Raw genomic sequence first — 26,336 nt, forward strand, 5'->3', positions numbered from 1 at the left:
GTGATGCCCATGTTCTGCATCATGATCTGTTCCGTGTCCGCATCGATCCGCATCCCGCCCTCTTTCCACAGCGGCCAGCGGATGGATAACGTCCGCCCTCGCCGTTGCTTGGTCCCCACAAGGGCATTTCGGTAATCGGCATACGCGTCCATAAAGGCATTGGCGGTGGCATAGTCGGCCTGTCCCGGATTGCCCAAGCTGCCCGATATGGAAGAAAAGAGCACAAAGAAATCCAAATCCTGACCGCTGCTCGCCTCATCCAGATGGACCAGTCCGCTCACCTTCGGTCCCAGCACCTCTATAAATTCTTCCCTTGTTTTCTTGATGATGAAGTTATCGTGAATCACCCCTGCGCAGTGAATGATCCCCTGCACACGCCCAAATTCCTCTTGAATACTGTCCAGCAAGCCGATAACCGTCTTCCTGTCGGTGATATCACCCTGCCTGTACACCACGCTGGCACCTGAAGCCTCCAGCTCCTTCAGCCGGGTCTGCTGACCCTGGTCCAGCGGCGACCGCCCCGTCAAGATCAAGGTCGCCGCTTGGGTTTGCCGGACGATCTCTTCTGCAACCAGCAGTCCCAGACTGCCGGAGCCCCCGGTGATCAGATAGATGCCACCGTCTTTCCAGGGAAGTCCTTCTTTTTCCCCGGACGGATCGAGCCTGCTCCAGAGCGCGGTTTTCCGTTGACCGTTCTCATAGCGAATCCATCCATCCACCGGACTTCGACTGTTGTCCTCCAGCTTCGCCAGGATGCCTTCCGCCTGTTCTGCCTGCTCCACTTCGATCAGCTGCCCGATGAATTTCGGGTTTTCCAGCCGGGCTGTCTTCAACAGTCCCGAAAGTCCCGAAAAGAGCTGCCCTTCCCCCGCGGTCCACACGACCATTTGGACCAGCACCTTTCCCTCAGGCTTGTCTTTGAGTATGCTTTGGATGCTCTCAAAGGCCTGGGCCGCATAGGTCTGAAACCGTTCATCTACCCGGCCTTTCCCGGTTTGAAAGGCAAGCACCTGCACGCTCCCGCTCACTTTCGCTTCGAGCTGCTCGTGCAAGGCCTCGCCCGGCTCACAAAGCAAGACTATTCGCCGATCATAGGCGGGGGCTTCGGCTTCCAGCGGTACATCCTGCTCTCTCCAGGCAGGCTCAAATAGCAGTGTACGGCTAACGGCAACCGCAGGCGCTTCCGCTGCTTCGGCTCTTGCTGTTTTTGCTCTGGCTGCTCCGGCCTCAATCTCCGGAGCCCAACAGCGCTCCTGAGCAAAAGGATACGTAGGGAGACTTGCCCTTTTCGGTTTGATATCGTCATATAATAATCGCCAATCTATATGGAAGCCTTTGGCCCACAACTCTGCCAGCTTGTTCATTTCACGAGTTGAAATCCACTTGCTCACTAATTCCTTAAAAATTTCTTCCTGTTCAAATAATTGCACTGAATCTTTTAACTGATTGTTTTCTCCCCGCCAGCAATTCTCGATATGTTCTTGTCCATTCGCGAACAATTCCAGTTTTTGCACCAGCTCGCTTGTATTTTTGACGATAAAGGCTACTCGATTTCTCATTGCCATTCGTCCTGCTTGCAGTGTAAAGGATACATCCGACAAATTGACTTCTTGACAAGCTGCCAAGAAAGCTGAAAGTTCTTGCGCATACGCTTCTAGCCGATGATGATTTCTTGCAGATAATGGAATCAGATAGACAGCAGCATCGTTCACAAAGCTGGAATTCAAGCGCTCTGATTCAGCATTGGATACGAATTGCTCGAAAATAGCATGAGCGTTAGTTCCGCCTATTCCAAAGGAGCTTAGCGCCGCCCGGTGAGGAGTCGACGCGTGCTCCCATTTTTGGAGGCTATCAACAACATAAAAGGGTGAATCGGGCAAATTGAGTTCGGAATTCGGTTTTTCGTAATTAATCGTAGGCGGAATCTCGTTATGGTATAAGCTTAAAGCAACTTTAATGCACCCCGCCAAACCTGCTGCGGTATCCAGATGCCCGATATTGGTTTTGACCGACCCAATACCGCAAAATTGTTTTTGGGTTGTATACTGCCTGTATGTCTCGTTTAAGGCAGCAAATTCAACAGGGTCCCCCAGTTTTGTTCCGGTTCCATGCGTCTCGATATAACTGATGGATTCGGGATGAATTCGGGTTGATTCTAACGTCTTCTGAATAACCTCAGCCTGACCTTTGACACTTGGAGCATAAAACCCTAATTTGTCGGCCCCATCGTTGTTCACACCTACTCCCCGTAAAAGCGCATAAATATGGTCACCGTCTCTAACCGCATCCGGCGCTTTCTTCAGTAGAACAACCCCAACCCCTTCTCCGCCAATCATTCCATCGGCCGACGCATCAAAAGCTTTAACATGTCCATCACTGGAAAAATTCAAGCCGGGTTGATGCACATAGCCTACACTGGTAAATGGAAAGATCGTTGAGGCTCCGACCAAAGCGTATTTTGCTTCGCCGGATAGCAGGCTTTGCGAAGCTAGACGCAACCCCACTAATGAGGAAGAACAGTTCGAATGCACAAACAGACTCGGACCTTTAAATCCCAATTTATGAGAGATCATGGTAGGAATTGTCCCACCCTGTGCTAAAATCCAGGTTACATATTCATCCGCGTTCTTCAGGACATTAGGCGATTGCGATGCCAAATTGGGAATATATGCTTGATAGAAGCTGCTGCTTGCCGACATAAACACACTGGTGTCAGGAATTTCTTTGGAAACATAGCCAGCATCCTCAACAGCTTTCCATGAATGCTGTAACAGCAATTTCATCTGAGGATCCATAAACTCTGCATTTTTCTGTGAAAAGTTGAAAAACTCAGGGTCAAAAAACTCTTTCCCCTCAATCGCGCTTCGTCCGGCAACATAGCCTGGATTCCCGACGATTTCCTTTTCCAGCCCTAATCCAGCCAGTTCTTCCTCGGAAAAGAAGCGGACACTCTCAACCCCTGCCCGCAAATTGCTCCAAAACTCAGCATGGTTTTTGGCCCCCGGAAAATAGCATGAAATTCCTATAATTGCGATACTATCCTCAAAATAATCCGGGTATGGTGGCTTGCGGTCATCTTCGCCCGAATCCATTTCCGGCAAGGCTGTATTTTCATCTGTGTCTGTTTGTTCTGGTGTATCTGATTGTTCTGGTGTATCTGGTTCTTCCGATGCAAAAGCAACCTCCTCGCTTTTTGCTTCTGTAATGTAAGCACTGAGCTCCTTAACTGTCGGATACTTGAACAGTGCGGTCACCGAAATATCGCAACCCAGCATTTCGTTGATCGTTCCAATCATCTCTGCTGCCGAAAAAGAATTTCCGCCTACGTCAAAGAAAGCATCATCCGTACTTAGATCGTCAACATCCAGAAGCTTTTTCCATATGGTTAGAACCTTATGTTCAACATCCGATTGTGGTAAATGGATTTTCCTTGCTGTTGTCGCCAATCCGATCCTGCGATTCATTAATTCTTTCCGATCTATTTTCCCATTTGGAGTCAAAGGCAGCTTGTCTAGTTCGATAAAAAATGCCGGTATCATATAATAGGGCAAAAACGCTTTTAAATAATCTCGTACTTCTTTCGGGTCAAAGCGGGATTTTCCAGCCTCGGAATTGTTTAGTAAACAGTAGGCAACAAGCTGCTTGTGCCCCCCCTGTTCCTTGGCAACCACCACACATTCATCCATTCCCGGATATGCTCTGACCTGACTTTCCACTTCACTCAGCTCAATCCGAAACCCGCGGATTTTCACTTGATAATCCATTCGCCCCACATACTCAATAGAGCCGTCCGAAAGCCACCTGCATAAATCTCCGGTTCTGTAGAGCTTTGTTCCCGGATTGAATGGGTTGTCTATGAACTTTTCAGCCGTAAGCACCGGCTGGTTCCAATAGCCTCTGGCCAAGCCGCTGCCGGAAATGAAAAGCTCGCCCGGGAGCCCTACAGGCACAGGTCTGAGGCGTTTGTCCAAAATGTAAATCTGGGTGTTTGCGATAGGCTTACCGATCGTAACAGGCTTGTCTGCGGCAATCGTTTGCATTGTGGACCAAATGGTCGTTTCCGTCGGACCGAACATATTCCATGCATCACAGTTGTTATGAACAAAATAAGATTTCAACGTTTCCGAAAGTGCTTCCCCACCGCAGAGAACTTTCATGTTCTCTTCGTTTTTCCACCCGGCTTGAAAAAGCATGGTCCAAGTAACAGGAGTCGCTTGCATGATTGTCGGTTGTATTCTTTGAATTTCCTGCTTAAGTCTTTCGGCATCCTTTGTGTTTTTAGAGCTGCAAATATAGCATTCGGCACCTTTAATCAAAGGCAGATATAATTCCAGCCCCGCAATATCAAAGCAATACGTTGTGACTGCAAGTAGTTTGTCCTGCTCTGTTAAGCCGGGCTTCTCTCCCATGGAGACCAGAAAGTTGGTCAACGCTTTATGCGGGATCATAACCCCCTTGGGTTTCCCCGTACTTCCAGAGGTATATATCACATATGCCAAATGGTGAGGCTGTACTTCCCGTTTGAGTGTCTTTCTGGCCTTCACATCACTTTTCAGATGATCCCAATCTTTATCAAGGACAATGCAGCTAACATTACTCCCTGCCAGGCGGGACACTTTCTCCAACAATCCTGATTGCGTAATGACAAGTGAAGCATTGGAATCCTGAAGCATATACTCCAATCGGTCTTCCGGATAGTCCGGGTCGAGCGGCACGTAGGCTCCACCCGCCATAAGGATTCCCAGCAGCCCAATCACCATATCGATAGATCGTTCCATGCAAATCCCTACAAGCGTGTCGGGGGTTACACCATGTTTCTGCAAATATAGGGCCAGCAAAGTGCTCTTTTCTTTTAGTTCCCGATAGGTAAGCGATTCGCCCTCATATACGACTGCAATAGCTTCTGGCGTTTTTCTTGCCTGCTTTGCAAATAATTCAGGTAGGCATTTGTCGGGATAACTTGCTTCAGTCGCATTCCAGTCATGGAGGATGATGTCCTTTTCCTCTTGTAAAAGTAATGAATGCTCCTCCAAGGCCCAAGTGGGATGGTTCATAATCGCTTCCGCTAATCCGATGTAACGCTCTGCCATCTGCACGATGGTTGTATCATCGAACAAATTGGAGCGGTATTTGATATTGAGTACCATTTCCTCTTCCTGCTCCTGCAGTTCCAATACCAGCTCATATTCACCCTCCTGGTGAATGTCTTCAACCCATTCGACGAAAAAGATATTTTTATACGACTTGCAAAGCTGCTGAAAGCTTGAAGTTTGAAGGAAATTTTGATAAGAAAAGGTCGCTTGAAAAACAGGCGAGCTCGTCTGCGTACGCGGCACATTCAATTCTCGGACCAGTGCCGGAAAAGGATACGAGGCATGGTCCATTCCATCAGCTACTGTCGTCTGCAATTTTTTCATGAAATCCAGGAATGTCTCTGTTGCCGACATCCGGCTCCGGATCGGAAGCATATTGACAAAATAACCGATTAACTGATCAAAACGCTGCTCCGGGCGCACCATGACTGGCATTCCAACAATGATATCTTCCTGCTCCGAATACTGGTTAAGCAATACCATATACATACTTAACAAGACTGTAGACAAGCTCGTATATTGTGCTTGGGCAAAAGATTTTACCCGTCTGACCCATTCAAGCGGAAGCCGCTTGGTGTAGGTTTGTGCTTCCACGCTTGGAACTAGAAAACCAGAGCGGTCATACGGAAGCTCAAGGGTTGGTAAAGCACCTGAAAGCTGTTGCTTCCAATAGGAACGATACTTCTCCCCTTCAGCACTTGCTAACATCGTTTGCTCCCATTCAACAAAATCGCTATAGCTTGCTGCGGGTGGTAACACTGCCGGTCTTTTTCCCTGTACCAAATCCTTATATGCATCCAAAAAGCTTTGAATAAAAATGACGAAAGAGCTTCCATCAAAAATAATATGGTGGATGACAACCAGTATAAAATGCTCCTGTTCGGATCTGGACATGAGATAAACACGCATCAAAGGGTCCTGTTCCAGTACGAATGGCTGCTTTGCCTTATTCCTAATGGAGGGAATTATTTCTTCCTCTTCCAAGGTTGAAATATCCTCTACATACACATGAAGCGGCTGCGTGGGCTGAAAGTTTTGATAAGGGTTCCCATTTTCCTCTTCAATCACACTTTTTAGAATGGGGTGCTGTTCTAAAACGATATAAAAAGCCTGTTGAACACTCTCTATCTCAATTTTCGTATTAAACCGGAGACATATCGGTACATTGTAGGCATTCATTTCAGGAGAGATTTTATGTAATAGCCACAACCCTTTCTGAACTTCGGAAAGCGGATTCCTTCGGAAGCTGTGCGGGATTGTCTCAGTCTTGACCTGTACAACGGATTTATCTGCCTCAACCTTTTGGGCTAAATATGCCGATAATAGTTGAATCGTGGGGTTCTCTAAAATTTCTCTTGCTTTAACCTTGATCGGATAGGACTTCTCAAGGCCGCGTATAAGCTTCATGACAAGAATGGAATCGATGCCATAGCCGTGAAGATTTTTATTCAAATCCATTTTCCCGTGCTCAAGATTCAGTTCCCGACACAAAAATTGCACCATATACTCCTGAATCTTCGACTGTACCAGCGGAACGGCATTTATGATATTCGAGCGTGATGTTGAGGATGCACTCCGATATTGATAAAGTGCTTGAAGCTCTTGCTTGATATAGGCACTACGGCAGATCTTTCTTTGGATTTTTCCGCTCCCTGTCTTGGGGATACTCCCCTTATGCAGCAAAAAGATATCGTAGATCTCAAGTTGATGCGTCTCGGATACGGCATTCAGTATGCTTTCGACCAGCCGTTTATATTCCTGCTCTTGAAGAGGCGTTTCGATTTCCTGTATAACGATTACCTTTTCCTGGCCATTCATTTCAGAGGAAAATACTGCGATGGGCAAGGTCAACTCCGGCATATTTTTTTTGATGGTCCATTCAATATCGACAGGATGATGATTTTTGCCGTGAATGATGATGACTTCCTTCTCTCTGCCGATGACATAGACATGATTGTCCGCAATGAAACCAAGATCGCCTGTACGAAAAAAAACGCCCTCTTTTGTATTGGAAAGGGCTGCCTCAAAAGTGCTACTTGTTTCTTCCTTCCTGTTTAAATACCCCTCTGCCATCCGTTCGGATTTAATCCAAATCTCTCCGATTTCCTCCGGTGAGCATAGTGTATGACTTTCAGGATGGACAATCCGTATTTGTGTCGGATCTTCGATCTCCCCGCAGCTGACTACGGACTTCGATTTGTTCTTCTCATCCGTATATTGGACTCTTCTTTGCTCCAGGCTAGGAATGTCCAAATTAAGGAACCTCATTGACTGTCCTGGCTTTATACTGGCAACAGGGCATAGCTCCGATAAGCCAAGGAGAGGACAAAATATATCCTCTTGAAGCCCCAAAGTCCGGAATGCATCGATGAAATTCTCGTAAGTTTCCTTACGAATAGGCTCACCTGCACATATAATCGCTTGAAGATGGTGAAGCGAATATTCCTTGATTGAAGCTATGTCCAATGTGGAGCAGCAGTAATCGAACGCAAAATTTGGCGCAGCCGTATGGGTAGCCTGATACTTGTCAATCATCTGAATCCAATGTTCTGGATTTTTAGCGAAGCCTTCCGGCGGGAGAATAACGCTCGATGCCCCGTTCAGCAACGGGACTAAAATATTGTTATGCAGTCCAAATGCATGAAATTGCGGCATCCAGGAAACAACACGGCTATTCCGGTCAATTCTCCATTGCTCGGCCTTGGCCTGATTCATCAAGCATTTGTGACTGACGATTACACCTTTTGGCAAGGATGTTGAGCCTGATGTATACATCAGAAGAGCAACATCTTCCGGCGCTGGCATTCTCATCCTTATGTCAACACCAACGGCGTCCTCTTGAGAAATTTCATCAATATTCAGGATACGGATCGAACGAAACTCCGGTCGTGTTTGGAAAAATGCTTTGAAGTCCGTATTTGTTATGATACACACGGCCTGGGAATCCTTGTAAATAGGCATCATCTTCTCAATGATTTTTTCATCCGGCTCCGAATCTGTAATCGGTGTAGGTATGGCCACGATATTTGTATAAAAACATGCCAGCATGCTGCTGATATATTCCAGGCCCTGTGGAAATACAAGAAGCACCCGCTCCTGCGCATTCAATTCTTTCAAAAGGACATTGCCCATAGTCTGTACTTGATGCAGCAGTGTATTTCCCGTAAGAAGTCGGGGACTCTGACCTTCTTTCTCAAAAGTGAATAACTCTTTTTCAGGAAATTGCCGGCAAGTTTCAATAAAAGAAGCGATCGGAATATCAAGATTCCATCTTTGGTCATGTTTTCGCGTCATTCTCCACCAACTCCTCAAAACACAAAATTTATATATACATGAGCTAAAGGCGTACCACCCTGTCCATTTTGAGCTGCTGTTCAAACCTGAAAGCATTAACTGAAGTGGCTTGATAAAATTAAGTCAAAGAAAAAACGAGTGATAAGCAGGACAATATGCCTCTTTCACACTCGTTGCCAGGTTCGCATGAACAACCGCAAAGGCGTTCAACGGAATCTCTATGGATTGAGATATACAGGTGCGGCAGCTTGCAAGACCGCGATTTGCATAGCTCATGTATATAAATTCGGTTATTTTCCAAACAAGTTGATAATTCGTTCTTTAACCTCCGCTTGATGAAAGGTCTTCTCATGCATGATCAGCTCTTGTTCTACGATTTTGGGGAGCTGCTCCCGGAGTGGACCAACCAAATGATCCTTTAACGTGATTAAAGAAAATCTGGGTTTCTCGGCTAGCTGCCGGGCAAGGTCCATTACATAGTTCATTACTTCTTTGCGAGGCAGGGTCGGGAACGGAACTCCCCTTTTCTCCAGTTCTGCGCCTCGGTAATTGCCCCCATTCAACAATAATTCTTCTCCTAAGCTGAACCCTAGTTTTTTGGGAATAATGTACGTCGCTCCCATTCCCGGTGTGAATCCGTATTTCATAAAATTAGTCGTGTATACACTTTCCCTGCTTAGGACTACGAAATCAGAAAATAGCCCCATGACAAAGCCCCCGCCTACTGCATGCCCCTGCATGGCAGCTATAACTGGGACCTTGCAGCCCAATGCAAGAGAGTAGATATTTTCATCGGTAAATCTTGAGACTCCTTCATGTATGGCCAACAATCCCTCTTGCGTCCCACCCGTGGCAAAGTAGTTGTCGTATCCTGTTAGAATTACAACTTTGCAGGTTGAATCGTCCTCGATCGCCTTGAACGCTTGTCTTAGTCCGTGGGTCATTTCAAGCGTAAATGTATTTTTATGAATTCTATCTTGCATTTTCACTTGAATAATGCCTCGCTCGATTTCAAGTAGCTCAACCACAGATTGTGACATTATGATTTTCTTCCCCCCTGCATCCCCTTCTTGTGGCAAGCGCCCCTCAGTCGGTCCACGGGAATTGTCCCGTTTCGACATACCGAAAAATGCCCTTAAGATTTTGAGGGTCTGAAAACACCTCTTGATTGGACGCCAATGCCAGTGGTTTACACTGACGCAAATCGTTGAGTTCATCCATAAAGCGCTTGTAGCGTAAAATTCCCTTCTTGCTCAAACGTCTAAGGCGTAATAAATGCTTGCGCAGCACTGTCTCGCTCTGAGCATCATATGCATCAACCAATCCCCATACATGGGCCTGTTGAACCAAAACCGGTTGCGTCATCAGTGTTAAATAATGTGCTTTTTGGAATCCAATCCTACGGACTAAAAATGGCAGAACGCAAGCAGGAAAAAGTCCGAACAGCAATTCCGACAAGCTGAACTGTGCCGTCTGATCGGCTATCACAATATCACTGGCAGCAATAAATCCGACACCACCAGCGTTTGCCTTTCCTCGCACATGAGAAATCGTGATATAGGGCCCCGTTGCCAGTTTTATCCATAGATCATACAAAGGCTCTGGACTCTGTTCATCTTCTTGTCCGATTGCCATGTTTTCACGCATTCCCTCAAAATCCGCTCCAAAACAGAACACCTCCGGCAAACCTTCCAAAACTACGATCGTAACCGACTTCTCACACAGCGCAAGCACATGCAAGCACTCCTCGATAAGGGTATTATTAATCGTATTATTTGCCTCCGGCCTGTAAAACCGTATATAACAAATCGACTCTTGAAACCGAACCTGGATCGTCTGATAATTCATGATTCCCACCTGTATTTACGGTGAAATTCATAGATTTCTTCCAGATACAACCGCTGTCTCCCTTTCCCGGAAGCTATTACCCCAGGAATCAATTGAAAATCCAGCTTCGCGTTACGGGTTCCAAAACGTACGGCGCCACTGCCTTTCAGCAAGGATTCATATTCATCCATAGATAATTGATAGCGGTCATCCAAATTACGCTCGATATCAAAACGCCGCAGATGTTCCTGACTTTGCGGCATCACAACCCCGCTATAAAATTCCGAGCAGCAGCCTGACCCATAGGAAAAACAGCCTATTCGCTTTGGAGAATCGAATGTGCCCTGATCAATCGTACCTGCCAAAGACAGGTACAAAGTCGCTCCCATAATATTCCCGACTCGTTGGCAATACGCCAACCCAGGCTTTACACGTTGTAAATAATCTGTCTCAATCTCATTGGGTTTGGCTTGAGTCGTTCTTCGCATCATCGTGCGATGCGCTCCTTTTACCATTCCGCCAAATGGGGTATGAAAGGCAAGATACTGAAAGGTATCTTTATAATTTACACCCTTCACCCGTTTTTGATATTCCAAAAATGCTTGCTCGCAACAGTCCAGATAGGACATTAAAGACAAATCTGCATCCCCAGCCTCACTGTCTGGAACTGGTCGGCAAGTATCCATCACCTCATAGCCGTAATATCCATTAGCGCCGGCATCGACTTGAAATACATAAGGGTTTTCACTAATGAGCATTGCCACGGCCCCTGCGCCTCCACTTGGCTCAGCATAAGACCAATCCTCACTCAAGACATCCCCTCCCTCAGCAGCAATGAATCGTGAAATATCAGTAGCAATGACTAGCGCTTTTGCTCCTGGCGAGACCTGGGAAAGAATAAAATTCACTGCCATTTGGAATCCGGCTGTACCCGAATAGCAGGCTTGCTTAAGCTCGAATAATCTGCAATTCCGATTCAATCCCAAATAGTGGTGAATATATGTACTGATTGACTTTCCAAAATCAATACCTGATTCCGTACAGGTGATAAGCATTTCAATTCGATTTTTTTCCGCCTCTGAAAGAGCGTCCACCAGCGGCTTTGCCGCATTAACTCCGAAGGTAACCGGATCTTCATAAGGCAGGGCAACTGCCTTTTCCTTCATTAATAAATTTTCAAATCTTGCAGGATCCAATTGTCTGTGTTGGGCTAATTGCATAACATCCAGATAGGCCGAGCCACCAAAAACGTTCATTGCCTCAATTCCCACGACAACCATAATCGTCCCCCTCTCTTAAATACCCGACTCACATTTTTGCATACAAATGGCCGTATTGATTCCGCCGAACCCCATACTCAGATTCATGGTATTGTGAATAACTGCTGGAATGGACTCATTCTTCACCCAGTTGCAGTCCACTCCGATAGGCTCCTGCAAATTACGGGTTGGGTGAAGCCTCGAATCCCTCATTTGCAATAAAGTAGCAATCATTTCAACAGTCCCTGCCGCGCTCAAGCCATGACCGATAATGGATTTGGTTGCATTGATGTAGGCATGTGACAATTTACAATCACGTAATGCCTTTATCTCTATCTCGTCTCCAACAATCGAGCCTGTCCCATGGGGATTAATATAATCAATCTCTTCTGGTAGCAGCTTCGCTTTCTCCAAAGTTCTTCTAATCACTCGGACCTCACCTTCGCAGGAGGGATTGGGATTCCGGTTGCGATCCATTCCCATATCCCATCCTGCAAGCTTGGCATAAGGTTTCTCCTGACGCCTCACCGCAGAATCGGACCGCTCTATGACTACAACCCCGCAAGATTCCCCATATATGAACCCGTCTCGCATCTTATCAAAGGGTCGACACGCCATTGCAGGTTCATCGGCATATCGATCGCTTCCCATGGCTCCCAAGGATCGCAACGCCTGGCATTCCATATACGAAATATCCATCAATGCTCCCATTGCAATACAAACATCGACACGACCCGCTTGAACCGCCTCAATCGCTTGAATAATCGCGACTTGCCCGCTCGCGGATGAGCCTCCAACGGTATATGCGAACCCTTGAATACCGAACTGCTCGGTACATAGTCCGCACAAATCAGTATCCATAAAGGAAACCCCATAGGTCGGCGGCACAAAGCACATTTTTTCCCGATAGGTCTCATAGGTCTGAAATAATTCCCGTTGCTGAAAATTGGAGCCTCCAACCACCAATCCAATGCGGCTCGGGTCGACGTTATCCAATTTGGCATCATCCCAGGCTTCTTGAAGGGTAACCATAGCCACCTGCCCTGAAAATGATGCTGTACGTAACATCCGCTTGGACAATGTCTCCGGATAAGACAGAGATGGCAGTTCCGCACCTATAAATGAAGCTTCTCCCCTCCTACCGGGACGCTGCATGACGCCAAAAGCATGCTGCCCTTTGAACAACGCCGAGGAAAAGGCAGCCTTCCCCTGGCCAATCGCAGAAGAAACGCCAATCCCCGTTACGACTAGCTCAGGCTGTTCACAATTTTGCATAGAGCGCATCTGTCAATTCTCCTATATTTTTGACGCCAGACAATTCGACGCGCGGAATATTCAGAGATAATGCTTCCATCGTCTTGTTAACAATTTCGGCCCGGTCTACCGAATCTGCACCCAGATCCACCAATCGATCTTCATACTGGAACATGTGATCTTGCAATTCTGGAAGCACTTCACTAATACAACGTTTAACGATATCAAATACTTCTTCCTTATGCATATTTGTATCCTCCTAAAAAATAGATTGGTTGAGACTCAACGAACCTGATATTCAGTAAGCATTCAAGCCCCTCCTATTTCCATTGCAAGAAATAGATATCAAGCTTGGCTATGATTAACTTTCAAAAGATGTCCTCTGTAAATGTTTCGACCTGCAGACAGATTGGATGAAAAACCGAATTAAAATTGTAATACAACTGAGAAGTATTCATACTCCATTCCGTCCTCCTCGGTGCTGCAATTGTGCAGATATAGTCACCCAACCGGTAAGACTGGGCAGCATACTGTGGAAAATGTGAAAATGTACTTCGGAAGTATTCATTCACAAATAAGGTCTCATTCATTTCAAGTACATGCAACGAGGTTGTAAAACCTGTACGCAATATTTTCGAAAGCGCCTCCTTTACCGTCCAAAAAACCGTCAATAAAACGGAGTACTCCTCTACTCCCCGCGCGGCAGAGATTCTTTCCTTTTCTCCCGTCGTCAACTGGCTTTCGATTGTCTTATTTCGCTTAGGATCAATTCTCTCAATATCAATGCCCATGGGATGCACTTCCGGAAAAACAACTGCTGCCCCGATCGAGTCGCAGTGGGTGATGCTCACCTGGTAGCTGGGAACACCAGTGACTCGCAGCACGGGCTGGCCGAAAACACCTGCCTTCACGCTTACGTTGCGCAGGTCAGGCTCGCTTAACAGCACCGAAGCTGCTTGTTTTGCACTTAGCCTGCCAAGCAGAAAGTTGGATTTCCGCCGATGGAATTCCAGACTCTCGAAGTAACTACACTCATCCAGATGAAAAACATTCCGGTCGAGGGGAGAGCCCGCATTATAATCCGCATACACAAAACTGACAGCAGCCTTCATCACGGCATCTTCTCGCTTCAACATGAGTTGCTCCACATACGAGGCCATGTACATATCTCCCTTATGAAGTCCAAATCAAAAAAGGCCTTCAAATCCCTTAAGGGTTCTGAAAGCTTCCTCATGGAGACTGATTTCCCCACGACTCCTCCATTTTAAACCTTGCTGATAATTTCCAAAGCCACATTCACCAGCCTAATATCACCCATAAATTCCAACTGAATGACTGCTTGCCTTTTATGTCTGTCTATCTTCTTAACGATACTGCTCCTTCCTTGAAGAGGTCCACTTATGATACGTATATTGTCTCCTTCAATCATTCCAGTGGATGATTCTATACAATAGCTATCATTGTATAAGCTCTCTAACACCTGTCTCTCGCAATCTCTCATCGCAGCTTTTGACTTCGAGTACCTCAATAAACGAATGATATCACTAGAAGTGTAAATCATTGAATTCGTACTTGTCAGGAATTGCAAGTCAGGTAAATTCGACTCGATAAATACATAGCTTGGGAACAAAGGAGCTAATTCTTTTTTTACTGTTCCTGCTACTTTAAAGAGCCTCTCTTGGAGTGGTATAAATGGTTTGTAAACTTCAGAATCCAGCCACTCATTAATAAGCTGTTTGACCTTCTCTTCCCTACCCGTTCGCACAAAAAACACGTACCAATTCACTTAACTCATCTCCTATAAACCGTACTGCCAAATCATCTCCTATAAAGTCTGCTGGCAATATACATAGCTTCGCCCTTTCACTTATCCTATCTGATAAGCTACCATCTCTCACGATATATCCCTTATTGATGGTTAACGTGACCCGCCAGCGATTAACCACAGATAAGTTCCTTTATTTTTCATTAAAACATATAATTGGAATAATGTTTTTTCATTATAATCCTCTGTTCAGTCTGTTGTCAATTACTAGTAATTGGACATTATTAGATTTCACAATTTTTTTGAAAGTCTCAATTGAAAAGTCATTATTTCTTTACAGCTTCATAGTTTCAGCGTTTGCTAAGTAGCCCTTTTATCCTTGATGCCTTGTGCCTGAATGTTTTTAAAATATAGGACTATCTTCTTTAATTTCACGATTTCACTCACCAATTAAAACTACGCCACTTTACAAGCTCATTTAAAATCGAATAGACGTTTTTGGTTCGGGCGCATTCTGAATTTAATAAATGGTTCCTTACTCGTAAATTGAAAATAAATATTTTCATTCATGAGATAATTAAGTGAGAACCCAGGCGCTTTACCAAATGAATGAGCAGGATAAATTCGAATGGAGCCATCAATCTCTCGCTTTATTTTTTGAATGCTATGATATAACTCTTCAGGATCTCCTCCATTCGGATCACAATAGCCACAACCTTCAATGAATATTGTATCCCCCGTAAATAAGTGATCTGATAAAAGATAGCATACACTTCCCAAGGTATGTCCGGGAGTCAAAAGACTTATGATGTCTGTTTCTCCAAGCTTGATAGAGTCCTCGTCTTGAATTGAATATAAATTTCTACATCTAAAATGATAAAAATCAATTTCTTTTATTGACATGAATACTTGCGGGTTATATTTGTCTATCAGCGAATTCACCAAATTAATATGATCAAAGTGTGAGTGGGTTAATAGTATGGCTTTCAGATTACCATTTAATTGCTGAATACAAGATTCTACCTTCCATAAATCCCATGATGGGTCAACAATAGCTATGTCTCTTGTTTTCTTATCCATCACAAAATATACATAGTTAATGAAATTCATAAAATGGACTCTTAACTGTTCCATATGATATGTCGTCAGACTCATACCAGCTTCTCTGAACCACCTTCCCAACGGTCAAATCCAATTTTGTGTGTAAAATTCCTCCGTTCAAATGCTCGACCCTGTTCATTGTGGGCAGACATCTGTGGTATTTCCGAGGAAGCGACAACACATCGACGGTTGTATTTATGATTATACCATCTTATGCAATAGAAACGTTTCGGCGCTCTGTTACAAATTCGCTCGGTGTACTCGTTCATAATGTATCTGCATAGTTTTGAGCAAACAATGTGAGAACGAAAAAACCTCCTTTACAGGAATCTGATTTAGTCAGAACCTGTAAAGGAGGTTTTTTGTGCAGGACTCAAATGTTTCATACAAGTATAATAAAATTAGAAAAACCTTGATTTCTCAAGGTTTTCATTGTGATGCCGAGGACCGGGATCGAACCGGTACGGTAGTCACCTACCGCAGGATTTTAAGACATGAGTTTTTAATATACTGTAGTGGCATACAGTTCCAAAATCCAGTATATTCAAGACTTTTATGTGTTCGTATATGTTCTCATTTAAACTGTATTCTACACAAAATACTACAGTCTGTCCCCAATAAAAAGAGCAGAAGGATTAATTCCTTACTGCTCTTTTTGCCATCTACTAAATACAAAATCATTATCGCTTAGACTGTCTCCATTCGTTCCCGCTCCACACTATGTTTTAACAAGACATGGTTATGAAGAAAAATTCGTGATAATATCAATGTCATAGTAAATAGATATGAAATAATTGTTTGGAGGGATAATTTTGACTAAGATTCACCAAAAATTGACAGAATTAATTGGAAATACTCCTTTGTTAGCACTGTTGAACTACAGCCAAATCCAAAATATTGAGGCAAACGTGGTAGCAAAGTTGGAATATTTAAATCCGGCTGGTAGCGTTAAGGACCGCATTGGATATGCTATGATTAAAGATGCTGAGGAGAAAGGCTTAATCAATAAAGACTCCGTTATTATCGAGCCGACAAGTGGCAATACTGGAATCGGACTTGCATTTGCAGCTGCGGCTCTTGGATATAAACTTATAATTACACTTCCTGAAACGTTTAGTATCGAACGTCGTAAGCTTTTGACTGCGTTCGGTGCTGAGCTTGTGTTAACACCGGGATCCGAGGGAATGAGAGGCGCTATCAAGCGTGCTGAGCTCTTGGCTGCCGAAACACCAAACTCTTTCATACCACAGCAGTTCAGCAATCCTGCCAATCCAGAAATTCATCGCAAGACTACAGCTGTGGAAATCTGGCATGATACGGACGGCGGTGTAGATATTTTTATCGCGGGCGTAGGTACAGGTGGAACTATTTCGGGCGTTGGCCAAGCATTGAAGGAACGAAAACCTTCTGTAAAAGTGATAGCCGTCGAGCCGTTCGATTCACCAGTGCTGTCTGGCGGTACTCCAGGTCCACATCAACTACAAGGACTCGGTGCTGGTTTCATTCCAAATAACTTTAATGAAGAATATGTGGATGAGGTTTTCAAAGTTAAAAACGAAGATGCGTTTGAAACTGCACGCCTGCTTGCCAAAACAGAAGGGCTGCTTGTTGGTATTTCTTCTGGGGCTGCGGTTTATGCAGCAACACAAATTGCGAAGCTTCCAGAAAATAAAGGCAAGACGATCGTGGTCATATTACCTGATACAGGTGAGCGTTATTTGTCCACTCCGCTTTTCTCAGACGTAGAATTATAAAACGCCGAAGGCAGGGCCCCCCCTGCCTCTTTTGTAAATTTTCCAGCCACGACAAGCAGGAACCTATAGAATTGTTTCAATAACCTAAAGATGCCTTTCTTCGCTAGCGGTCCATTTTTTGCACAACGAATGGACCGCTAGCGAAGAAAAAGTTACCTTGGCAGCGCGATGTCGTTGTAGCTCATAAGGATTTTTCTGTAAAAGTGAGCTTCTCCGTAGTAGTCTTGTACCAAATGCTCCTAGAAAGACTTCGACTGAACTGTCGTAGGTAAAGCGGTTGAAAACATTTCTTGTTTGTTGAATAACGTCAGTAGAATATTTACTCCCCTTAGATTTTTTGCTAGATACTTGCTGAAATGATATCCTCCAACTTGATCCAACTAAAATCATCCTCGCCACGAAACAGTTTTACTTCCCTGCGAGCAGTATTTATAGACGTGATTACACCTGTGAGTTCTTCGTCATCGAACGGGCTAAAAACCACCAGTGTTACAGTTGTAGGACTCTATAAGCGCTTGCTTCCTTGTGCTCTGGAATGATGATCCGCGAACTCTCGAATATTCCGTTCCCCTCAAGCTTCTTTACCAACTGAATCCGCTTCCTGAAATGTTATGTACAAATTATAATTCGAACAAATGTTCCGTTCAAGAGATTTCAGATAGAAAAACCTTCCTAGGTCTGATAGACTACTATAAAACATAATTTCCTGTCGAAGAAAGAATCTGATCAACTAACAATCTAAAATTGAGGAGATCACTATGAGAACCGTTATTTTCCAATTGATTTTCATTACCTTTTTTCTATTATCTTCAAACTGGGCTTTTGCTTCTTCCGATCCTAAGGCCCAGTTTAATCAAAGGTACCCTAATGAAAAAATCGCTTTAATTAAAACAGAAGATATCAATTCCGATAAGAAAACCGAAAGTTTTATTCTAACAAAATCGGGAAAACTTTATTTAATAAACTCAAAAGGGATAATTGTATTTATACAGGATGAAATATATTCAGATGATGATTTTGAAGAACCTAATATTCAAATATTTTCACCCGCTAAAAATGAAAAACATGTAGCCGTGACTTATAATTATTATCCGTCAAATACGAAATTATATGTCTACAAACTGGAAAATGGAACATTGAAACCAAAACTATCTATTATGGGTGATTTAGAAGTTCGTATAGAGCCAAATGGTGAGATTTTAGAATTTTGGAAGAATTACCGCCCAGTTGTAGGTGGATGGGATTCAGCACTTGCAACATACAAATGGGATGCTAAATATGGTAAGTACAGAGGCACTGGACAATTACCTTGAGTTATATCAACTGCAGTCATTTTAATTAAACACACAAAAAATACCCTGCGACTATATGGTCAAGACCCCATTTTATAGACACTGAAAAAAGACCCTAGGCTATAAGCTGCTTCCGATACTCTTTCGGAGGCAGCTTATTTAACTTTCGTTGTGGTCGACATTGGTTGTAAAATCGAATATATTCTTCTATTCTCCTTTGTGCCTCGTCCATATTTCGGATATCATATGGGTAGAGCCCTTCCGTTTTGAGATGCGAGAAGAAGCTCTCCATCGAGGCATTATCATAACAATTGCCTCGGCGAGACATGCTGATTCGGGCGCCAACCTTTGGCAGCATGTCATGGTACGCATGGGACGTGTACTGGAATCCCTGGTCGCTGTGAACGATGAGGCCAGTCACGTCTTTTTGCTGTTTAAAGGCTTGTCGAAACGTCTGTAAAACCAGTTCGTTATCATTTCTATGGCTCATCTGGTACGCGATAATTTCGTTATTGAACAAGTCTTTAATCGCAGACAGATATAGCCAGCAATCCCCCACACGGTATTGCGTGATATCTGTGACCCATTTTTGATTAGGTTTGTCCGCCTTGAAATCCTGTTTTAGCAGATTTTTCGCCACACGACCTTTCGTAGAGGAAGCATAGTTGCAGCGATGTTTCCGGCGAATTTGTGAGCGATTCCCAAGACCTGCATGAGTCGGAGTACCTTTTTATGGTTCATCCAGACTCCATGATCGTGCTGCAAAAATAGTTGAATTTGGCGATAGCCGTAGACTCCGTTATACTGCTCATACACTTTCTTTACAAGTGCTTTCGCGTCCCGATCTCGATCTGCTCCTCTACGCTTTAAGAAGGCGTAATATCCACTTCTGGAGACTTTGAAAAGCGTACACAGTTTGCTAATGGGATAGTCTTTCGCAGCTTTCTCAATGGTTATATATTTGTGTGCTTCATCTCCTGTATCCAGATTTCCAAACACTTTTTTAGCATGTCATTTTCCCGTCTCAGCTTCTGTACATACCTATCCTGGTCGATATACTCCTTACGCCGTCCTCACTGATCCATTAACCCGAATTCACCGAGTTGCTTGTATTTGCGCATCCATTCTTTTAATCGATGTCGATCTGCGATCCCAAACTTCTCCATGAGTCTACGATACGTCCAACCTTCTTCAATATGGAGTCGTATGGCCTCTACCTTGGTTTCAAACGTATACTCGTTAAAACTTTGTTCCCTTTTTCGCTGGCATAAAAAATGCACCCCTTAGATTTCATTGGATAAACCAGGGGTTTATTCCAATGTTTATTCTAAGCGGTGCACTTCATTAAGGTTAGCGGGGATTTTTGGGACTGATGTTTAAGCTCCTCCAATGGTAACCTGAGGCTGGATACTATGGTGGTTTAAGGCTTGATCCGGCACAGTTATAATAAATAACAAAAAGCTAAACGCGATAATCAGCAGTACCGTTTTTTTCAACATTAGTCATCCACACCTTTTCATAAGATTTAAAAAACCAGCTTTGGTTTCAGGAACAGCATGATCCCGAAAATGTGAAAATAGCCCCATACAATTAATGAAATAAGTCTCATTATTTAGTGTATGATAACTTACCGTTGAATACATCAAATGTTTAAAACCATCATTGTAGGAGCCTCGATGTAAATAATAGTAAGCTAACTCGTAACCAAACCACGCGATATAGTCCGGTATTACTTGCTGTGTATACATATCATCGGATAGAGGCTGTTCAGAATACGAATTAATCTCCGATTCAAATCGTTTGAGTATATCGTCTACATCTATGCTATATTGGTTTGCGGCAATTATAACATTGAGCAGTTTTGATATCTTCTCGTTTTCGTTAGTCGCTGACGTGGCTACAATATATTCAACATAATCATGCAGCACATTTATATCTCCTGATAAAAGTTTATATACGTAAGTATTACCTTCTGCCCAAATTTTGAACAAGCTAATCCAGTGCCGGGTATCTTCGCCAGTCTCCATTACCCAATCTAAATTAGCGTAGGTGTATGTATAGTCTAGAGCTTGTTGATAATCGCCTTGGGCTTCACAGACGCTTGCACACAACAGGTCAGCATAGGAAATGTATACAAACAATGGACGGCTTAGCTTATCAGTAGATTCAGTGTGTTCTCGACTGTTCTGTTGATGTTTCAGTGTATATTGGATTTCGGCTTTAGCTCTCATTTTCTTCGCCATTTCGTCAACCTTGTCCCATTTACGCAAAGACCTGTACACATTAGCCAAATCCTTCAATGCGTCAAGTTGGTCTATTTCATCAAGGCGCTCAACAAAAACTTCAAAAATCGTAGCTGCACTAAGATTACGGCTTTGATCGTCTCCAACTTGAATCGTAAATATACGATATTGACAGACTGCCAAACGCTCAGAGTGTTGATATTTCTCCGCTTCAGCTACCCCCTCATAGAGCAGCAATGCAGCCGCATGTCGCCCCTGTGCCAATAATTCCTCTGCAATGTCAAATAGTTTGGGCGAATAGAGTAGATTGTCCATGATGGCCCCCACCACTCGACGAATCGAATCAAACTTATCCAACTCCGCACAGCGAAACAAAAATGGCTCGATTCGCCTCATATTCGGAGGATGGTCGATGATGTAGTTTTCTATAAACAAATCATAAAAGTGGCCTTCCGGTAACCCCATAGCCTTAGTGATTAGGTCAAGCTGGTTAACAGACATAGTCTTATTCCCCGTCACAATAGCACTTACTATCCCCCTATTCATGCCTGCAATATGCCCAAACTGTATTAGACTCAAACCTTCTTGTTTTAAGTATCTGTCTAATTCTGCCCAAATCGTAGGTGTATGCTTCATGCCATAGCCACCCTTCGCATAAATATTCCATAATTTTTAAAAACATACTTCATTTTTCACCAAAATTAACCATCTGTCAATATACTATGCAACTAATGTTTGATTTCAGACTTTGGCATAAACGAAACAAAAAAACACCCTATCAGTCGAAACCAATAGAGTGTTAACAGATATTTAGGAGGCAATATCAGACTTATACTGGGCGAAGTGAAAGAAATGTGTGATCCAACAGCTTTTTTTCACAAAATTAAATCCAGCACGCTTTAGTGATTATAACCAATAGAATAAAGAGTACCAAAATTGCCCCCGTCGATGTGAAAGGACAAAAATGTTTGGCCTTATGCTCATGTCCACATTCACTCACATGAACTCCTCCTTTTTTTTAGATACGGTATACAGTATGTGTCATTAAAAAAATTGACAGGGCTAAACGGCAATTCGCAAAAATGACGGTGGAAGCCTAAGGATCTTTATAAAAAAATTAATTCCAAGATGATTACCAACAAAATGAACAATGTCAAGACAGCAACTATTGATGTCCAAACTTTCCCGTCAGTACTTCCGCAACCTCTTTCAGTTCCCCTCACACGTAACGCCTCCCTTGTTACTACACAGGTTATGCGAGGCAATGTTTAGGGAATAGACTTCTAGGTAAACAAAAACACCCCACCAGCTTAGCCAGTAGAGTGTCACCGATGAAAAACTAATAGCGCGGAAATCTCTTCAAGGTAAAACAATCTCCACTTAATTGTAAACGAGTTTATTTTATTCTATATTTTTTTCTCAGTGTTGTCTTTATTCTTTCTCTCAGTAAGAAGTATACCTAACAGTATATAGCCCCTGTACAATGTTCCAATCAAAAGTACTCCACCAGCAATAGAGATAAGAATAATTATCATATTAAGTATAAATGGAATTAAATCAAAGGCCAATATAACATCCCCCTTAAACGTAAAAGCACCCCACTGGCTTTAGCTAGTAGGGTGTCACTGATGCTTTCAGATTATAGGGTAAGTATAATTGGTTTGGGTGATTGTGTAAATACTATATGGATTATGCTGATCACCTCACGTTATGACGCGTTCTGCCCAGTTCCAAGTACCTTGGCTTGTTACTTTGATTTTATCCCCTACGACAAAAAGGCCGTATTTATCGTCACCAACTGTAATTTCTTTGCGCTCATTGTTTTCGAACTCGCAGGTTATATAGAATGTTTTTGAAGACGATCCTTCAGTCCAATCTACACGCTTGTCAACTACTTCACCTATGCGTTCTATTTTCGGTTGTTTACGATTATTGCTGGCAATCCGAGAACCGCCTATCATTGCTGAAAAAATAAGTCCCACGACTACAAGTAAAAGAATCCAAAAGCCCATCTATAATCCTCCTCAGTATTCATTCGTTGGTAATTATGATATCGGCTTTTCAACAGTTTATTTTGATATCCAATGAAAATCAATAGAAAAACACCCCACCAGCTTAGCCAGTAGGGTGTCACCGATGCTTTCGGATTGCACAACGGTGCTTCCGTATGTGTTGTTATCAGTATAATTTAATTGGTCTATATTGTAAATATATATAGAAAAAATTCCCTAGGCCTGATAGACTATATCAAAAACATTGTAATCTTTGGATATAAAGAAGATTGATTATTCGAGAGAGGAACTGCAAACATGAACGGTTTATCACTTACTACAATAGTTGGAATTTTTGGTGCTGTTGTTGGAGGAGCTTTAGGTATTTATTTCAGTTCGTATACTGATGTAGTATGGCTAAGTTACATTATAAGATTGTCACTCGCTGCCCTGTTCGGCTCTCTTTTTTCATTTCTTGGTTGGTACCTAAACAAAGAGGGCCTTTTAGTTAACCGGATTAACCCCCTAAGTTTGGACACTAACTCTCTCTTGCTCATCCAGACTTCGTTTTTGAAATTATACACGAACTTCTCGGATCGGAATCGGTTTTGTCTTGTTTTTCTCATAAAACTGAGACGGCGACAAATCGCAAATGCTGGAATGAATTCTTCGTTCATTATAAAAATGAATGAATTCAGTGACGGCTTCATAAGCTTCGCTGTACGTTTCAAAGTCGTAGCGAGCCAAGCATTCATCCTGCAATAACCTATGAAAAGATTCAATATGTGCGTTCATATTCGGTGTTCGTGGAGGAATGCGTTCATGCTCCACTCCAAAGCTTTTACAGGCAGCTTCAAACCCATGAGAAATAAACTGAGGGCCATTGTCTGAACGAATCACAGGTTTGGTTTGCACCTCAAATAATTGTCTCTTAAACAAGGCCGTTTGTAACGTTCGGATCACATCTTTGGCCTCGCACCGCAATCCTATATGGTAAGCAACCACAGAACGGTCGTAAACATCGAGGCAAGACTGAATGAAGAAGAATCGGTCTTCTCCTGCAATATAACCGTACTTAATGTCCGTCTCAAACAGTTGGTTCGAATTCGTAATCATCCGATTTCGTGCCAGTTTCCGTGGGTAAGATGAGTTCACTTTTCGCTGTGGTCGCAGGATGTTCAATTCTCTGCACAATCGGTAAACCTTCTTTTTGTTAATAATTAGGCCATCATCTCGGCGTAAAGCGACGGTTAATTTTCGGTATCCATACGCATGGCCGTCTGCAGAAATCAACTCCATAATCCGTTCCATAATCTGAGCATCCGGTACTTTTACGCCGTCCGAACGCAGCGAATATCCTGGCTTTTGTCGTCCCCCACTTGCTGTTTTCTCGATCAATTTTCTATTTTTATGGTAGTAGTAACTAGATCTCGGGATGTTGGCCAGTCGTAGCACAAGCGTGACGGCATATCCTTCACAAATGTAGTGTTCTGCTACTTCCACTTTTTCAGCAAATGAGGGTTTTTCTTTTTTATCAAGTCACGCAGTATCGCAATCTCTAGTGCCTGTTCACCCAGTAGTTTCTTCAATTGATCATTTTCTTGGGAAAGCACTTTGGAATCTAGTCCATGTATGGTTTCCAGTGAAGTTTCACCATATTTACCTTCTTCAAATTCCTTTACCCAACGGTGAAGCATATTGACGGCAATTTCATATCTCCGGGCTACAGCTGCCTTATTCCCGGTTTCGATGGCTTCCTTGACGATTTGGCGTTTAAATTCTCTAGAATGTTTATTTCGTGTCATTTCCTCAGCCCCTTATCACTAGTAGTGTAATCCATATACACTCTTAGTGTCCAAGTTCACTAAGGGGCTAAAGAGTAACATATTTAACTTATAAATTTATTAGTAGGCCTATTATTATTCTATTTATTATTTTGTGTAGTTTCTTTTATAGTGTTGTCTTTTACACCTTTCTCTAAAGAACTTATAAATGTCTATGGAACCTATGTTCCAATCCCCTTGTCCTTTTTAGCAATAATAATATATATAAAAAAGAAAAAAATTAATTTCAAAAAGTCGTATGATACAACAGAAGACGATATATATTATTAAAAAAGCTACCCTACCAGCAAAAGTGGTAGGGTATTTGCTTTACCTTACTCCGTAGTTACAGGCGTTTGAACAGCTTCTATCGGCGCTGAAATAGGTCCAGGTTTAGATTGCACCTGAGCAGGAACAACAGGTTCTACTTCAGCCGTTGCCTGCGCTAAGAAATCATTCAACTTTGCAGCCAGACCCGATACAGCTTCTTTAGCGGCTGCCTGCGCTACATCCTCTGATGGCTGTGTTTCAGTGATAGCTACAGTCTTTGTCTTAGCCTTATACTCCAGATATGCCTTCTCAAACGCGGATCTTAGCTCTACTTGGGATACTACGATACCTTGACTGGAAAGAGTAAGTGAAGCATACTGCAAAGCCTCCTGAAGCTTACGTTCTCCCCCAGCTTCTTTAAATGCTGTTTGAGCAAAAGCAAAGCCCTCCCCAGCAATTTTATGGATTACTTCCCTCTGTGCCGCCGTGGTACGCGCTTCTAGCCACACGTTAACCTTAGTTTTAGTTTGTTCAGACCTCCTAAAACAAACGCTGTAAGCACACCCGCAGCGGCTGTGACGATGGTATTTACGTAAGGTTGTACAGTTTTGATAATTGTTTGCATGATTACTTATCTCCTTTCATTTTAAGACCAGCAATTTTATTTTTAGCATCCCATGAAGTCTCGGCTCCGTAAGATTCAGCAATGGGCCTCAATTGTACATAAGCAGTTCCCTCAACCAATTTAACTGATTGCAATTTGCGATTATTCAGGTATGCGACCTTTTTAGCATTATCCCAACGTAAAGGGATACCAAGAGCATTCGCCAACATACGCAGTGGAACGTAGGCCTTGCCGTCGAACAACGGCACCTTACCCGCATTCTCTCCGTTAATCTGGAATGATCCATCCTTAGCAATCGCAGCCTCTTCTTTAGGTACGGAAGGCTTCTTGCTAAACCGCGTCTGAAGATCATTTCCCGTACCGTCAAATTCATTCAGGTCGACAGGTCCGGCGATACCAGCCACCTTACGCGTGCCGGACGGCAATGTGCCGCCAGCGGAACCATCGCTATACTGCCAAAAATCCCAGCGTGACCATCCGGACGCACCAGACGGAACTTGTGTAGCGCTGTATCGGGCAATCCATAACGGATAATCTGACAACCCAGTAAAATTGCCAATGAGTGACGGATATGTGTACACAATAGGCCGCACTCCGGTAAATATGACCAGTGCAAGCAACACCCCCAATACTCCCGACCACCCACCGTAAAAATACGTCACAGCGCTGCTTCCTAAAGCAGTACTGAACTTAAAAACCTCCCACTTATCCACCTTGCTTCCCCCGTCTCTCCGTTCAGGAAATT

At 43.4% G+C, this 26,336-nt stretch carries 20 protein-coding genes and 2 pseudogenes (1 of these 22 cut by a window edge); 2 read left to right on the forward strand and 20 right to left on the reverse strand.

The genetic code is table 11. From position 1 onward, the window contains the following. The 9 genes from GCU48_RS01155 to GCU48_RS01195 all read right to left on the reverse strand — a co-directional run. Window positions 1–8,387 carry the 5' portion of a hybrid non-ribosomal peptide synthetase/type I polyketide synthase gene (locus GCU48_RS01155; RefSeq protein WP_152378770.1) on the reverse strand. 2,797 nt of this gene lie to the left of the window's left edge, so the window shows 8,387 of its 11,184 coding nt (coding positions 1–8,387); its start codon is at window positions 8,385–8,387; the stop codon falls past the left edge of the window. A gap of 290 nt (window positions 8,388–8,677) precedes the next feature. Then, window positions 8,678–9,427 (reverse strand): polyketide synthase, encoded by a 750-nt coding sequence (locus GCU48_RS01160; protein WP_025717359.1) that lies wholly within the window; start codon window positions 9,425–9,427, stop codon window positions 8,678–8,680. 46 nt (window positions 9,428–9,473) lie between these two features. After that, complete coding sequence (locus GCU48_RS01165) at window positions 9,474–10,235, reverse strand: enoyl-CoA hydratase/isomerase (protein WP_025717360.1); 762 nt, start codon at window positions 10,233–10,235, stop codon at window positions 9,474–9,476. Continuing rightward, entirely contained in the window at window positions 10,232–11,494 is a 1,263-nt protein-coding gene (locus GCU48_RS01170; protein WP_152378771.1) for a hydroxymethylglutaryl-CoA synthase family protein, read from the reverse strand. Before GCU48_RS01170 ends, GCU48_RS01165 begins: the two co-directional genes overlap by 4 nt. Before the next feature lie 15 nt (window positions 11,495–11,509). Next, a complete protein-coding gene (locus GCU48_RS01175; RefSeq protein WP_370881045.1) occupies window positions 11,510–12,748 on the reverse strand; it encodes a beta-ketoacyl synthase N-terminal-like domain-containing protein in 1,239 nt (412 codons plus the stop codon). Next, entirely contained in the window at window positions 12,735–12,974 is a 240-nt protein-coding gene (locus GCU48_RS01180) for an acyl carrier protein (RefSeq protein WP_025717363.1), read from the reverse strand. Before GCU48_RS01180 ends, GCU48_RS01175 begins: the two co-directional genes overlap by 14 nt. 121 nt (window positions 12,975–13,095) lie before the next feature. Continuing rightward, complete coding sequence (locus tag GCU48_RS01185; RefSeq protein ID WP_152378773.1) at window positions 13,096–13,887, reverse strand: 4'-phosphopantetheinyl transferase family protein; 792 nt, start codon at window positions 13,885–13,887, stop codon at window positions 13,096–13,098. A gap of 104 nt (window positions 13,888–13,991) precedes the next feature. Beyond that, window positions 13,992–14,513, reverse strand: coding sequence for an antiterminator LoaP (loaP, locus tag GCU48_RS01190; RefSeq protein ID WP_025717365.1), 522 nt, complete (start codon window positions 14,511–14,513; stop codon window positions 13,992–13,994). 453 nt (window positions 14,514–14,966) lie between these two features. Further along, window positions 14,967–15,602: an MBL fold metallo-hydrolase gene (locus GCU48_RS01195; RefSeq protein ID WP_081752135.1), complete on the reverse strand. Its 636-nt coding sequence runs from the start codon at window positions 15,600–15,602 to the stop codon at window positions 14,967–14,969. 803 nt (window positions 15,603–16,405) lie between these two features. Here GCU48_RS01195 and cysK point away from each other — a divergent pair. Then, window positions 16,406–17,347, forward strand: a complete 942-nt coding sequence (gene cysK / locus GCU48_RS01200; RefSeq protein WP_152378774.1) for a cysteine synthase A — start codon at window positions 16,406–16,408, stop codon at window positions 17,345–17,347. A gap of 758 nt (window positions 17,348–18,105) precedes the next feature. Beyond that, entirely contained in the window at window positions 18,106–18,660 is a 555-nt protein-coding gene (locus tag GCU48_RS01210; protein ID WP_152378775.1) for a hypothetical protein, read from the forward strand. 94 nt (window positions 18,661–18,754) lie between these two features. On the opposite strand, the gene GCU48_RS01215 is transcribed toward GCU48_RS01210, so the two are convergent. The 11 genes and pseudogenes from GCU48_RS01215 to GCU48_RS28995 all read right to left on the reverse strand — a co-directional run. After that, window positions 18,755–19,279 (reverse strand): IS3 family transposase, encoded by a 525-nt coding sequence (locus tag GCU48_RS01215; protein ID WP_244315996.1) that lies wholly within the window; start codon window positions 19,277–19,279, stop codon window positions 18,755–18,757. Further along, window positions 19,261–19,638: an IS3 family transposase gene (locus tag GCU48_RS28990; protein WP_152378777.1), complete on the reverse strand. Its 378-nt coding sequence runs from the start codon at window positions 19,636–19,638 to the stop codon at window positions 19,261–19,263. The genes GCU48_RS01215 and GCU48_RS28990 overlap by 19 nt, the downstream gene beginning before the upstream one ends. 74 nt (window positions 19,639–19,712) lie before the next feature. Next, on the reverse strand, window positions 19,713–19,805 hold the full coding sequence (locus tag GCU48_RS27515) for a hypothetical protein (protein WP_244316234.1): 93 nt from the start codon (window positions 19,803–19,805) through the stop codon (window positions 19,713–19,715). Between the two features lie 210 nt (window positions 19,806–20,015). Beyond that, complete coding sequence (locus GCU48_RS28575; RefSeq protein ID WP_280116429.1) at window positions 20,016–20,138, reverse strand: hypothetical protein; 123 nt, start codon at window positions 20,136–20,138, stop codon at window positions 20,016–20,018. Continuing rightward, window positions 20,101–21,518, reverse strand: a pseudogene (locus GCU48_RS01230) (transcriptional regulator). Before GCU48_RS01230 ends, GCU48_RS28575 begins: the two are co-directional and overlap by 38 nt. 1,067 nt (window positions 21,519–22,585) lie before the next feature. Further along, the gene (locus GCU48_RS01235; protein ID WP_152378779.1) at window positions 22,586–22,894 is read right to left on the reverse strand and encodes a DUF2500 family protein; all 309 of its coding nucleotides are present in this window, start codon (window positions 22,892–22,894) and stop codon (window positions 22,586–22,588) included. Between the two features lie 555 nt (window positions 22,895–23,449). Further along, window positions 23,450–24,328: an IS3 family transposase gene (locus GCU48_RS01240; RefSeq protein WP_208811931.1), complete on the reverse strand. Its 879-nt coding sequence runs from the start codon at window positions 24,326–24,328 to the stop codon at window positions 23,450–23,452. Window positions 24,329–24,366: 38 nt separating this feature from the next. Further along, the gene (locus tag GCU48_RS01245) at window positions 24,367–24,678 is read right to left on the reverse strand and encodes a transposase (protein WP_152378781.1); all 312 of its coding nucleotides are present in this window, start codon (window positions 24,676–24,678) and stop codon (window positions 24,367–24,369) included. 353 nt (window positions 24,679–25,031) lie between these two features. Beyond that, the gene (locus GCU48_RS01250; protein ID WP_244315998.1) at window positions 25,032–25,475 is read right to left on the reverse strand and encodes a phage holin, LLH family; all 444 of its coding nucleotides are present in this window, start codon (window positions 25,473–25,475) and stop codon (window positions 25,032–25,034) included. A gap of 118 nt (window positions 25,476–25,593) precedes the next feature. Then, complete coding sequence (locus GCU48_RS01255; RefSeq protein WP_370881049.1) at window positions 25,594–26,214, reverse strand: GH25 family lysozyme; 621 nt, start codon at window positions 26,212–26,214, stop codon at window positions 25,594–25,596. Then, window positions 26,194–26,304 (reverse strand): annotated as a pseudogene (locus GCU48_RS28995) (phage holin family protein); the annotation flags it as partial. The gene GCU48_RS01255 and the pseudogene GCU48_RS28995, both read right to left, overlap by 21 nt. Window positions 26,305–26,336 lie beyond the last annotated feature (32 nt).

It is taken from the genome of Paenibacillus brasilensis, assembly GCF_009363115.1.
Lineage (GTDB): Bacteria > Bacillota > Bacilli > Paenibacillales > Paenibacillaceae > Paenibacillus > Paenibacillus brasilensis.

What these genes read in the sequence shown, in the direction of transcription:
- GCU48_RS01160 (WP_025717359.1), bottom strand. Translation starts at nt 9,427, where the DNA reads ATGTCACAATCTGTGGTTGAGCTACTTGAAATCGAGCGAGGCATTATT.
- GCU48_RS01165 (WP_025717360.1), bottom strand. Translation starts at nt 10,235, where the DNA reads ATGAATTATCAGACGATCCAGGTTCGGTTTCAAGAGTCGATTTGTTAT.
- GCU48_RS01170 (WP_152378771.1), bottom strand. Translation starts at nt 11,494, where the DNA reads ATGGTTGTCGTGGGAATTGAGGCAATGAACGTTTTTGGTGGCTCGGCC.
- GCU48_RS01175 (WP_370881045.1), bottom strand. Translation starts at nt 12,748, where the DNA reads ATGCAAAATTGTGAACAGCCTGAGCTAGTCGTAACGGGGATTGGCGTT.
- GCU48_RS01180 (WP_025717363.1), bottom strand. Translation starts at nt 12,974, where the DNA reads ATGCATAAGGAAGAAGTATTTGATATCGTTAAACGTTGTATTAGTGAA.
- GCU48_RS01185 (WP_152378773.1), bottom strand. Translation starts at nt 13,887, where the DNA reads ATGGCCTCGTATGTGGAGCAACTCATGTTGAAGCGAGAAGATGCCGTG.
- GCU48_RS01195 (WP_081752135.1), bottom strand. Translation starts at nt 15,602, where the DNA reads ATGAATTTCATTAACTATGTATATTTTGTGATGGATAAGAAAACAAGA.
- GCU48_RS01210 (WP_152378775.1), top strand. Translation starts at nt 18,106, where the DNA reads ATGAGAACCGTTATTTTCCAATTGATTTTCATTACCTTTTTTCTATTA.
- GCU48_RS27515 (WP_244316234.1), bottom strand. Translation starts at nt 19,805, where the DNA reads ATGGAGAAGTTTGGGATCGCAGATCGACATCGATTAAAAGAATGGATG.
- GCU48_RS28575 (WP_280116429.1), bottom strand. Translation starts at nt 20,138, where the DNA reads ATGTTGAAAAAAACGGTACTGCTGATTATCGCGTTTAGCTTTTTGTTA.
- GCU48_RS01235 (WP_152378779.1), bottom strand. Translation starts at nt 22,894, where the DNA reads ATGGGCTTTTGGATTCTTTTACTTGTAGTCGTGGGACTTATTTTTTCA.
- GCU48_RS01245 (WP_152378781.1), bottom strand. Translation starts at nt 24,678, where the DNA reads ATGACACGAAATAAACATTCTAGAGAATTTAAACGCCAAATCGTCAAG.